The sequence below is a fragment of the Bradyrhizobium sp. JYMT SZCCT0428 genome, assembly GCF_018131075.1.
GTDB lineage: Bacteria > Pseudomonadota > Alphaproteobacteria > Rhizobiales > Xanthobacteraceae > Bradyrhizobium.
On record NZ_JAFCLS010000107.1, the window covers coordinates 1 to 11,297 of the forward strand.

Here is an 11,297-nt window from a genome sequence, read left to right on the forward strand (position 1 = left end):
GCGAACCACCGTGCCCGATCGCAATAGTCCAGGAAGGTAGCCCGCTGCGCCCGGTCGCCGCCCAGCGCGAGGCGTTCGGACATCGGATCGATAATCAGCTCCTTGAAATCGGATATGACGTCATGCTCATCCGGGTCGACGGCAACAATTCTGCGGATCGCTCCGCCGGAATGCTCGATCCGGTACGGCCCGAGAGCACCGGCCGGGAAGATCTCGAATGTCTTGCCGTGAAAGAGAGCCGTGCCCGGATATTCTGCCTCTTCGTCGAGATCGTAGCCCAATTCCTCAATGCTGCCCTCGAGGTCCTGCTCGGCATATGACGCTTGCACCTTGAGGCTTAGACTGATGCGCGACCAACTCGCCGGCAAAGGCAACCGCTCCATAATTGCCTCTGCCGTCGAGACCAGCAGAATCGGCTTCGTTCTTCTGGCAAGACGGCGCAAGACCGAACTCCGTCGGCCAGCGATCTCACGCGACGGTTCCAGCTCATCGAACGGCAATGTATTCAATCTGGGGAATACGAGAACATCGAGCGATGGATCGAGTGCATGGACGATGCCGCCGAGCCGCTCGGCCCTGTTCTCGTCTTCAGCGATAAACACCAACCCATCGCGACCGGACTTTTTCAACTGATCGCGAAGATGGAGCGCCAACATGCCGAGCGGCGAGGACGTCGAGATCGCGGAACCCGAGGATTTTCCCTTCTTGGTCGCGCTTCTGGTCGCACCGCGGGCGCTGATCTTTTTGCTTTTCTTCTTCACGAAACTTCCATCGTCATTCGAGAACCTAGCTGCTGCGAATCTTCCTGAAACGTCGCGTTAGTGAGAATGCTGCTTCAAGTCAGTCGGTCTAATCCATCATCGGCAAGTAAGCTAGGTCCAGACAGCGCGAGCAAATCAAGTCTAACTCCTACGCCTCTACGATTGCTTTGCGCCATGAGCGGACGATCGTGAGCACGCTGGTGGAGAAAACCTGAATGATCAATTGGCACTAAGGTAATTCGCTTGCGATAGAGCGATGCGGAGGGTGGGATGGCGGAGGAACCCGTATGCCCGCACGCCCCGTCCATCGATGCCGACCACCTTGGAACAAAGGATTGCTCGTCGGCCAGAAGAAGCCTCTTGAACCCAAGCACGTATGGTCTATTCGAGTCCGCCTAGAAATCGTACGATCAATGCGCGACCTTGCGATCTTTAACCTCGCAATCGACAGTAAACTTTGCGCCTGTGACCTGGTCAAACTACGACTTGACGACATTTGCTCGGGAACAAATGTGCGTCGTCGAGCCACTATTGTCCAAAAGAAGACAGGTCGACCAGTTCAGTTCGAGATTTCGGAGCAGTCGAGGAATTCCGTTGAAGCCTTGCTACCAATGCTCCGGACAACTGGTTCCCGATATCTGTTCCCAAGCCGACTTCATGCGAGCCCTCACATATCAATCCGCCAATATGCTCGGCTGGTGCATCGTTGGGTTAAAAGCATCGGATTAGATTCGGCCTCTTACGGCACGCACTCGATGCGGCGTACAAAGGCCGCCCAGATTTATCGTAAGACCGGCAACCTCCGCGCGGTGCAACTCCTCCTCGGCCATACGAAGCTGGAGAGCACCGTTCGATATCTCGGGATTGAAGTGGATGACGCGCTAAGTATGGCCGAACAGATCGAGCTATAATATCCGACCACTGGCATCACCCCGGTGGTCGTTTCAGCGCAGAAGCAGTCCATGCGCGCCAAGAAAAGAGACGGTGGTTGGTTGATCGCGTCCATACCGTAATCTCACCCCATCCAGTCAGGCGCGACCCTGATGTTCAAGAGCCCTGATCGCTCCTGCAGCGGGACCGGACATGGTTTGACATGTTATAACATTTGAGCAAATGTCCTAACTTAACCGGCTAAAGCCGGAGCCAAGGGAGGGACGGAAATGAAGTCATTCAGGCCAACACGGCGGACTTTCCTCAAAACGGGTACGGCAGCTGCAGCACTGATCGGCTTCGGCCCGACCGTGCTGCGGCAGGCCGCGGCGCAAGAGGCCGATCTCGCGCCTTACAAGGCGGCCAAGATCGACTGGCAGCAGGCTTCCGGCGAAACCGTCACGGTTGCGGTGATCCCGGCGAGCTATTTTGAAAACCTGATCACGCTCGCGCCGCAGTTCAAGGCGCTGACCGGCATCGACGTCCGCTTCGAGAAGATTCCGCCAGCGCAAATCCGCCAGAAGGCCGTCATCGACCTCACCTCGAAGACAGGCACCTATGCCACCCATGCCGCCGACCCCATGTACTATTCGCTCTATGCCGCCAACAAATGGGTCGAGCCGCTCGACAGTTACCTCAACGACAAATCACTGACCGATGCCGACTGGTTCAAATTCGACGATATCATTCCGGCTTGGCGCGCCGCCGATAGCGTCGATGGCAAGCTCTATGGCGTGCCCTACGACGGCGAAGTCACCATCCAAGTTTACCGCAAGGATCTCTACGACGCGAAGGGCCTGAAACCCGCCGACGATCTGGCGACGTTCGTCTCCAACGCCGCGGCGCTGAACACGCCTAACGATCGGGTCTGGGGAACGGCGCTTCGCGGCGTCGCCGGCGCTGGGCAGAACATGTACATCTATCCCTCGATCTTCCGCGAGTTTGGCGGCGAGTGGTTCAAGGGCGGCAAGCTGACGGTGAACGGACCCGAGGCCGAACAGGCGCTTTCCTGGTATGTCGACCTGATGCGCAAGTCCGCGCCGACGGCGGCGGCCAACTGGAACTGGCCCGATATCGCGGATGCGTTCTCGCAAGGCACGCTTGCAAGCTACATCGACGCCCACTCCTCGGCTTCCGTGATCAACAACCCCGAGAAATCGAAGGTGATCGGCAAGGTCGGTTATGCCCGGTGGCCGAAGGGACCCTCCGGCAAGCGGGTGAGCTCGATCTGGAACTGGGGTTTCCCGATCAATGCCGCGCAGACCGAAAAGAAGAAGAAGGCGACCTGGCTGTTCATCCAGTGGGCGGCGAGCGCGGAAACCCAGGCACGCACGGCGCATCGTTTTGCCGGACCCACCAAGCGCTCTGGTGTCAACCGGACTTCGATCTGGAAGGACGCTGAATACGTCAAGCTGATGAACGGCTTTGGCGACAATTTCGTCGAGGCGACGATGGCCACGCTGCAGGGCGACACAGACGTCGACTGGCGTCCGCGGGTGCCGCAATGGCCGGCGATCGGCGACACCATGGCGACCGCCATCCAGTCGGCGCTGTCGGGCCAGGCCACCGTCAAGGCCGCGCTCGACGACGCCCAGCGCCGCGTCGAGCCAATGATGCGGGGCTGACCGAGTGAAGCCGGCAACCGCGACGGCAGGCATTGCGACCGGGACCGCCGCCAGCGATCTCGGCCGCGTGCTGGCGCAGCGTGAGCGCCGGTTCGCGGCCGCATTGCTGGCGCCGGCCTTCATGGCTTTGCTGGCAACCACGACATTTCCGCTTCTGTTCCTGATCGGAACCAGCGCGTTCCGAATGGACCTCGCTATGCCATTTGCCGACGGCTTTGTCGGACTGGAAAACTATCGCACGCTGCTGACCGACGACCGGTTCTGGTCGTCGCTGCTGGTCAGTCTGGTCTATACCGGCGCCACCGTCGTGCTGCAGGTCGCGCTGGGATTGGCGCTGGCGCTGCTGGTGATGGACATGAAGCGCGGCCAGGGCTGGTTTCGCGTCGTCGCCATTCTGCCGGTCGTTCTTTCCCCGGCGGTGGTCGGCATGATCTGGCGTACCTTCATGCTGGCGCCTGAATTCGGCATCGTCGACTATCTCGCTATCAATGCCGGTCTTGGCAGCAAGAACTGGCTCGGCGATCCCCTGCTCGCGATGATCTCGGTGATCGTGATCCACACTTGGCAGTGGACGCCCTTTGCGTTCATGGTGCTGCTGGCCAGTCTCGCATCGCTCCCGGAAGACATCTACGAAGCCGCACGGCTCGACCGGGCCAGCGCATGGCAACGTTTTCGGCGGATTACACTGCCCCTGCTCCGCCCCGCCATCGTTATGGTCGTGATCATGCGGACCATGGTGGCGCTGACGGCGTTCGCCGCGATCTTCACCGTGACCGGCGGTGGTCCGGGCACCGCAACGGAAATTCTGAACCTCTACGCCTATCGGAAGTCGTTTACCGAACTGTCGATCGGTTACGGCTCCGCGCTTGCCGTCGCGCTGCTGATCGTCACTCTGCTGATCTCCGGCGTTCTGTTCGCGTTGCGGAGAGCAAAATGACGACGAAACGCTTCCGCTTCGTCGCGACCATGGTCATCACGCTGATCTTCCTGCTGGCGTGGGTTTTCCCCATCGTTTGGAGCGTGCTGAACTCCCTCAAGACCGATCAGGATGTTCTGGCCTATCCCCCGAAGCTGATCTTCCAGCCGACGCTTGAAGCCTATCGCGACGTGTTGTTCGGCTCGGGATCGATCCTGCCGAACCTGATCTCCAGCTTCGTCATCTCCATCGGAACCACCGTCATCACCATGTTGATGGCGGTGCCGGCCGCCTATGCGCTGGCGCGCCTGCGCTTTCGCGGCAAGAAATTCGCCGGCTTCTATGTGCTCGCCACCCAGATGCTGCCGCCGGTCGGCATCATCATTCCTTACTTCCTGATCCTGCGGAATATCGGTTGGATCGACACCTACCAGGGCATCATCCTGATCTATTTGTCATTCTCGCTGCCGTTCGCGATATGGTTGCTCGTGTCCTATTTCGAGGACATTCCCTTCGAGATGGAGGAAGCCGCTTATCTCGACGGCGCCAGCCGGATGCGGACGCTGTGGCGGATCATCATTCCGCAGGTGCGCGGCGGCATCGCGGTCACCATCGTATTCGTATTCCTCAATGCCTGGAACGAATTTCTGTTCGCGGTCGTCCTGAGCGGCAACACCGTGCGGCCAGTCACCGTCGCGATGTTCAATTTCGTGTCGGTCGAACAGACCCTGTGGGCCAAGCTCGCGGCGGTCTCGGTGCTGGCGATGCTGCCCGTGGTCATCCTCGGCATCATCGCCCAGAAGAATATCGTCAAGGGCCTCACGGTCGGCGCCGTCAAGGGCGGAGGCCGCCGATGACCGGTCGAGGTCAAGTACGTTTCGAAGACATCGTCAAGATGCACGGCGAGTTCAGCGCATTGAAGGGCGTGTCGTTCGACATCGAGCCCGGCGAATTCTTTGCGCTGCTCGGCCCATCCGGCTCGGGCAAGAGCACGACGCTGCGGATTCTGGCCGGCCTGGATGCGCCGACCTCGGGCCGCGTCTTCATCGACGGGCGTGACATCACGGCCACGGATGCGCGCGACCGCGACATTGCCATGGTGTTCCAGAGCTACGCGCTCTACCCCCACATGAGCGTATACGAAAACATCGCCTTTCCGCTGGAAATGGCCAAGCTTCCGGTGGCCGAGATCGACGTTGCGGTGAAGGATGCCGCGCGTAAGGTCAAGATCGAGCATCTGCTCGATCGCAAACCCGGCCAGTTGTCGGGCGGCCAGCAGCAGCGCTGTGCGCTGGCGCGCGCCATCGTTCGCAAGGCACGCCTGTTCCTGCTCGATGAACCCCTCTCCAACCTCGACGCCAAATTGCGCATGGAAACCCGCGCCGAGCTGAAGAAGCTGCAACGCTCGCTCGGCGTCACGGCCGTTTATGTGACTCATGATCAGGAAGAAGCGATGACGCTGGCCGATCGCATGGCGGTGTTCATGGCCGGCGAAATCCAGCAGGTCGGCCGGCCGGCCGAGATATTCGCTAAACCCAATTCGATCGATGTCGCCGCCTTCATCGGCAGCCCGCCGATGAACCTCTTAGCGGCGCTCTTTGCAGACGGCGATGTCCTTATAGCCGGTCACCGCCTGAAGACGGCGTTGCAGGCCGCCGGCGAGCGCGACGTCGTGGTCGGCATTCGCCCCGGCGCGCTACGGATAGCGCCGGACGGACTCAAAGCCCGCGTCGAGCTGATCGAAGACCTAGGCGACACCAAAGTACTCGACCTTGATTGCGCTGGCACCGCGATGCGAATTCGCGTCGGCGACGAAAGTGTTCCGCCCGAAGGCGCGGTGATTTCAATCACCGCGCGCGCCCAAGACATTCACCTGTTCGACCCGACCACGAGAAGGCGACTATAGAATGCCCGCGCGCATCCGAAAAAAAGCCGAGGCAATCAACGATGCCACGCCCTCCGCGACCGCGGGTTCCCTGCCGCTGCACATTCAAGTTCGCGAAACCATCCGCCGTCAGGTCAGGGATGGTGAACTGATCGACAAGACTGGCCGCCTGATGACCGAAGCCGAACTTGGCCGGCATTTTGGCGTCAGCCGCATCACCATTCGCAACGCCATCTCGCCGCTGGTGAATGAAGGCATGTTCGCCCGCGCCCGCGGCCGCGGCACCTTCCTGCGCTCCAACCAACCGGAAAACTGGGTCGGAAAGCTGATGGGCTTTTCGGAGACCATCCGCGACGCCGGCTATCAGGCCGGCGCGAAGGTCCTGCAACAGGGCATGACCAACCGCCACGACGCCGGCGTCCGTGATCAATTGAAGGAACGCGCGGTCTGGCAACTCAAGCGCCTGCGTCTCGCCGACGATACTCCGATTGCCATCGAGCACGCCTTCTATCCGCCGGATATCGGGCTGGAGCTCGAGAAGCGAGACCTGACTTCGATCATCATGTACAGCGTTTTCGAAGACGAACTCGGACACGCGATCAAGGAAGCCAACCAGACGATCGGCGCGTCGCTTGCCGACACGACCAGCGCCAAGCTACTCGGCGTCAAGGTCGGCAGCCCGCTGCTGTCGATGGAACGTCTGACACTGAGCAAGGACGAGCGTCCGCTCGAACTGCTGCGCTCGGTCTATCTGCCCGACTATTTCCGCCTCAGCATCAACCTGACGAGGCGTCATGCCTAAGCACCCTCTCCCGCCACTTTGCACGAAGGACCAATAACCATGGCAAATGGTAAAACATCCGACAGCCCCAACATCCTGATCATCCTCAATGATGACATGGGATTTTCCGACATCGGTTGTTACGGCGGCGAAATCCAGACTCCCAACCTGGACCGGCTGGCGGCCAATGGTCTGCGCTATTCGCAGTTTTATAACACCGCCCGCTGCAGCCCGTCGCGCGCCTCGCTGCTGACCGGACTGCATCCGCATCAAACCGGGATCGGTATCCTCACCTACAGTAATGGGCCGGAGGGCTATGCCGGCAATCTGAACAAGAGCTGCGTCACCGTTGCCGAGGTTCTCAAGCAGAACAAGTACAAGACCTATCTCAGCGGCAAGTGGCACATTTCGTCCAGCCTGACCGAGCCGACCGATGCATGGCCGTTGCAGCGCGGCTTTGACTATTTCTTCGGCACCATCATCGGCGCCGGCAGCTTCTACCATCCGAATACGCTGACCCGCGGCAACGACAATATCGAGCACGAAGCCGAGAACGATCCCTCGTTTTTCTATACCGATGCGATCAGCGATCAGGCGGTCGCCTATATCAGGCAGCACAAGCAAACCAATCCCGATACACCGTTCTTTCAATATGTCGCCTACACGGCGCCGCACTGGCCGCTGCATGCACATGACGAGGACATTGCCAAGTACAAAGGCAGGTTCGATGCGGGCTGGGACACACTGCGTGAGCAACGGCTCAAGCGCCTGGTCGACGACGGCATCATTCATCCGAACTGGCAATTGACCGACCGCGATCCGACCCAGCCGCCGTGGACCGAAGCCGAGCACCGCGAATGGACCTTGCGCTGCATGGAGGTCTATGCCGCGCAGATCGACCGCATGGACCAGGGCATCGGCCGCATCGTCGCCGCCCTGGAAGAGACCGGCCAGCTCGACAATACCTTGCTGATCTTCCTGTCTGATAACGGCGCCTGCGCCGAAGACATTCCGCAAGGCGTCACCGCGCGAGAGCTCGTCGATCAGTTGATGATCGCCAAGGCCAAGACCCGCAAGGGTGAGCCGGTTCGTCTCGGCAACGACCCTTCGCTGATGCCGGGCGGCGAAGACACCTATCAGAGCTACGGCACCGCCTGGGCTAATCTGTCGAATACGCCATTCCGGCTCTACAAGCACTGGATCCATGAAGGTGGCATTGCGACGCCCTTCATTGTGCACTGGCCGCGCGGCATCAAGGAGAGAGGCGGCCTGCGCCACAATCCGAGCCAGCTGCCGGATATCATGGCGACCATTGTTGACGTCACCGGCGCGACCTACCCCCGGGAATACAACGGCAACACCATCCTGCCCTGCGAAGGCGAAAGCCTGGTGCCATCGTTCGCTTCGGCCTATGGCGGCCGCGGTCCGCTGTTCTGGGAGCACGAAGGCAACGCCGCGGTCCGGATCGGAAAATGGAAGCTGGTGCGCAAATATCCGGGGCCGTGGGAACTCTATGATATGGAAACCGACCGCACCGAGATGCACGATCTCGCCGCGCAACATCCGGATCGGGTCCGCGATATGAGCGAGCAATATCAAGCCTGGGTCAAACGTTGCGGCGTCATCCCGCGCGAAAAGATTCTGGAATTGATGAAGGCGGAAGGCGGCACCGCCTTCTGGGAGGAAGAGAAGCAGAAATAACGCGTAACGGTCGAACCCGAGCAACGGAGCGCGAAGGCCTCGCTGAATTCTGAAATGACCAGGGGAACTTCAACTTGTTGCACGCAGTGCCGTAGCGACGATCCGTCGTCGGTAACGGCAGGTTTTGCTGAGTCTGCTGGCGGGATTGAACCGAGCCGAACCGTCGTCCCTCGCCGCTGGAGCCCTCCGATCGGCGGCAGCTTCATGATGGGATCGGAAGACACCCGGTTTCCCGATGACGGCGAAGGACCGGTCCGAGAGGTCACCGTCGGCGAATTTGCCATTGCGTGCTACGCGGTCAGCAATCTGCAATTCGGTGATTTCGTCCGCGCCACCGGATACGCCACAGACGCGGAACGGTATGGTTGGAGCTTTGTCTTCGCGGGTCTTCTGCCTGATGAGTTCAAGCGCGAAATCGGTAGCCGGGTCGCCGATACTCCGTGGTGGATCCCGGTGCCGCACGCCTATTGGGCCCAGCCCGAGGGACCGCCGAGCACGGTCCTAGATCGTCTCGATCATCCGGTGGTGCACGTGTCCTGGAACGACGCCAACGCCTACTGCCAATGGTCGGGGACGCGGCTGCCTACCGAATCCGAATGGGAAATGGCCGCGCGCGGCGGCCTGAAGCAGGCCACCTATCCCTGGGGCGACAACCTGATGCCCGCGGGCGAGCACCACTGTAACATCTGGCAAGGCGATTTTCCGGTCCACAACGCGATCGGTGACGGTTACGCCGGAACAGCGCCGGTCCATGCCTTCCCGGCCAACGGCTATGGCCTGCACAATGCGGCGGGCAACGTCTGGGAATGGTGCGAGGATTACTTCTCGCCCCGGTATCATCAGATCACTACGTCACGCGATCCCCTGCACGACGAACGATCACCCAATCGCTCGCTGCGCGGCGGCTCTTTCCTATGTCATGAGTCCTATTGCAACCGCTACCGCGTCGCGGCACGCAGTTCGAATACGCCCGACAGTTCATCAAGTAATATCGGGTTTCGCGTTGTTAGACTCGAGACCTCCCAGCAAAAATGACGACATGCATCTGCTGCTGTGGCCTTCTGAGAACAGTAGAATTGATTACTTCGTATCAAATGGGTGTCTCCGCAATAGAATTGCACGTAGGGCCGCTTTGCGCCAACAGAGGTCATACGGCTACGTTGGTTGAGAATGCCGAGCTTGGCGGCGTGCAGCTCACTAGACCTTGCGTGCGAATGGCTTTTGAGGTTCGTCCACCCTGGGTGCTGAAGCGTGACGTGGTAATCTTTGAGGCTATCCCCTGTAAGGCTCGGTAACTCCGACATTTGGCGGAGCTCTGCTGTCAACGCAATTATTGGGTCGTCTCCCCGGCGGCGGTCGCCATATATTTCGTGTAGAATTCGGCAACCCGCGCTCGCCACATACCGACGAACGCCTTCGATGTCACCTTGTCTACCGATTTCCACTCCCGCTTGAGGGCCGGAAGGGTATTGCCCCAGATCGCGCGTCTGCACCACTTCTGGCCCTTCTCTCTGCCTTCGCTGGTGGCGCACATCGATTTCCAGGCGATGCGATCGGGCTGGCTGATGTGCTCGGCGGCGCCTTCCCACCCCTGCTGATGGATCAGGTAGAGATCGCTCAGGTCCGGCTTCCGGTGCGCGATCCACTCGAACAGGATGCCTTCGGTAATGACTTTGTAGGCAGCCGCAATGGCGTTGTCCCGGGGACTGCGAATCTGCCCAAAGCCGAATTTGCCGAACTCCTTTTCGCTAAGCTGAAACAGTCCGATATACGACCCGGTGCGTTGATTGGGGTTGAAACCGGACTCGATCTTGGCAACCGCCATCATGAAATTAAAATCGAGACCGAAAGCGTCGGAAGCGCGCTTGATCTCCTCGGCTGGCGTTCCGACCGGGATGTCCTTGAGTGAACGCAAGACGATCTCTGCCGGTTTATGGGCGGGTGGTAGTTCGGACCAAACGTAGTAGATTAAGTGCCGGAAATCCTGCGTCGCCTGCGCCGGCTTGGGCGCATCATTGGACGCATCTTGTCCTGCCGAAAGCGGCGTGGCCGTAACCTGATCGCCCAGCGACGCCAATTTTGGCGCGACGGAATCGTCGGCGATTTCGGCTCGGGCCGTCAACGGTCCAGAACCCGCCGAAGTCACTGAGGCAGTCGCAGCCTGAAGCGCCGCTGCAAGCTTGGCCGATGCCTCCGCGTAGAGCGCAGGCGCTACCACGTTCGCTGCTGCTTCCGGTATTGCATCCGGCACCGTCGCGACCGGCCTGTTTCCGCTGGCCAGATAAAATCCCATGAATGCAACGGCACCCACGATGCAGCTGGTCTGCAAAGCCTTCATTGCCCCAACTCCATGGATGGCTTCCGTAAGAAGCCCATTCGCATGTCCCTTGGCCCGTCGTGGTCCCATGCAAAATCTTATGATTGGAATGTGGAGCAAGCGAAAGCAGACTTTCAGTTCGCCACGCGTTGGTCTTCACCCGCCATGTGCCGACAGGCGACATGGAGGCCCACGGCAACGTACCGATATCGCGCCGTCTAGTACAACGTTCAGGATGGGTCGGTATGGTTAATGACCGGTAAACAGCTGATGTGGCAGGACAAGGTCCGCTTCGCGCCGATTGTGTTGAAGAAGTCGGCGAACTAATCGTTCTGGATAGATCGAAGAGACAACGCACGCGGGCCTCTCTGCGCTCAAGCG

General features: G+C 60.0%; 9 protein-coding genes and 1 pseudogene. 8 read left to right on the plus strand and 2 right to left on the minus strand.

Annotated elements, in window-relative coordinates:
• A pseudogene (locus JQ575_RS42795) lies at nt 1-656 on the minus strand (transcription-repair coupling factor); the annotation flags it as partial.
• 392 nt (nt 657-1,048) lie between these two features.
• Between JQ575_RS42795 and JQ575_RS42800 the strand changes: the two are divergent.
• The 8 genes from JQ575_RS42800 (at nt 1,049) to JQ575_RS42835 (ending at nt 9,634) form a co-directional block, all read left to right on the plus strand.
• On the plus strand, nt 1,049-1,672 hold the full coding sequence (locus JQ575_RS42800; RefSeq protein WP_212039156.1) for a tyrosine-type recombinase/integrase: 624 nt from the start codon (nt 1,049-1,051) through the stop codon (nt 1,670-1,672).
• 249 nt (nt 1,673-1,921) lie between these two features.
• Nucleotides 1,922-3,316, plus strand: a complete 1,395-nt coding sequence (locus tag JQ575_RS42805; RefSeq protein WP_212039157.1) for a sugar ABC transporter substrate-binding protein — start codon at nt 1,922-1,924, stop codon at nt 3,314-3,316.
• Nucleotides 3,317-3,320: 4 nt separating this feature from the next.
• Nucleotides 3,321-4,253: a carbohydrate ABC transporter permease gene (locus JQ575_RS45465; RefSeq protein WP_212039158.1), complete on the plus strand. Its 933-nt coding sequence runs from the start codon at nt 3,321-3,323 to the stop codon at nt 4,251-4,253.
• On the plus strand, nt 4,250-5,089 hold the full coding sequence (locus JQ575_RS42815) for a carbohydrate ABC transporter permease (RefSeq protein WP_212039159.1): 840 nt from the start codon (nt 4,250-4,252) through the stop codon (nt 5,087-5,089). Before JQ575_RS45465 ends, JQ575_RS42815 begins: the two co-directional genes overlap by 4 nt.
• Entirely contained in the window at nt 5,086-6,138 is a 1,053-nt protein-coding gene (locus JQ575_RS42820; protein ID WP_212039160.1) for an ABC transporter ATP-binding protein, read from the plus strand. The genes JQ575_RS42815 and JQ575_RS42820 overlap by 4 nt, the downstream gene beginning before the upstream one ends.
• 1 nt (nt 6,139) lies before the next feature.
• Nucleotides 6,140-6,919 (plus strand): GntR family transcriptional regulator, encoded by a 780-nt coding sequence (locus JQ575_RS42825; protein ID WP_212039161.1) that lies wholly within the window; start codon nt 6,140-6,142, stop codon nt 6,917-6,919.
• 39 nt (nt 6,920-6,958) lie between these two features.
• Nucleotides 6,959-8,599, plus strand: a complete 1,641-nt coding sequence (locus JQ575_RS42830) for an arylsulfatase (RefSeq protein WP_212039162.1) — start codon at nt 6,959-6,961, stop codon at nt 8,597-8,599.
• A gap of 204 nt (nt 8,600-8,803) precedes the next feature.
• Nucleotides 8,804-9,634, plus strand: a complete 831-nt coding sequence (locus JQ575_RS42835; RefSeq protein ID WP_212039163.1) for a formylglycine-generating enzyme family protein — start codon at nt 8,804-8,806, stop codon at nt 9,632-9,634.
• A 295-nt stretch (nt 9,635-9,929) separates the two neighbouring features.
• Here JQ575_RS42835 and JQ575_RS42840 read toward each other — a convergent pair whose 3' ends face one another.
• Nucleotides 9,930-10,676: a transglycosylase SLT domain-containing protein gene (locus JQ575_RS42840; RefSeq protein WP_249167296.1), complete on the minus strand. Its 747-nt coding sequence runs from the start codon at nt 10,674-10,676 to the stop codon at nt 9,930-9,932.
• Nucleotides 10,677-11,297: the final 621 nt, after the last annotated feature.

Coding starts and splice junctions, on each gene's coding strand:
- JQ575_RS42825 (WP_212039161.1), top strand. CDS start 6,140: ATGCCCGCGCGCATCCGAAAAAAAGCCGAGGCAATCAACGATGCCACG.
- JQ575_RS42815 (WP_212039159.1), top strand. CDS start 4,250: ATGACGACGAAACGCTTCCGCTTCGTCGCGACCATGGTCATCACGCTG.
- JQ575_RS42835 (WP_212039163.1), top strand. CDS start 8,804: ATGATGGGATCGGAAGACACCCGGTTTCCCGATGACGGCGAAGGACCG.
- JQ575_RS42805 (WP_212039157.1), top strand. CDS start 1,922: ATGAAGTCATTCAGGCCAACACGGCGGACTTTCCTCAAAACGGGTACG.
- JQ575_RS42830 (WP_212039162.1), top strand. CDS start 6,959: ATGGCAAATGGTAAAACATCCGACAGCCCCAACATCCTGATCATCCTC.
- JQ575_RS42820 (WP_212039160.1), top strand. CDS start 5,086: ATGACCGGTCGAGGTCAAGTACGTTTCGAAGACATCGTCAAGATGCAC.
- JQ575_RS42800 (WP_212039156.1), top strand. CDS start 1,049: ATGCCCGCACGCCCCGTCCATCGATGCCGACCACCTTGGAACAAAGGA.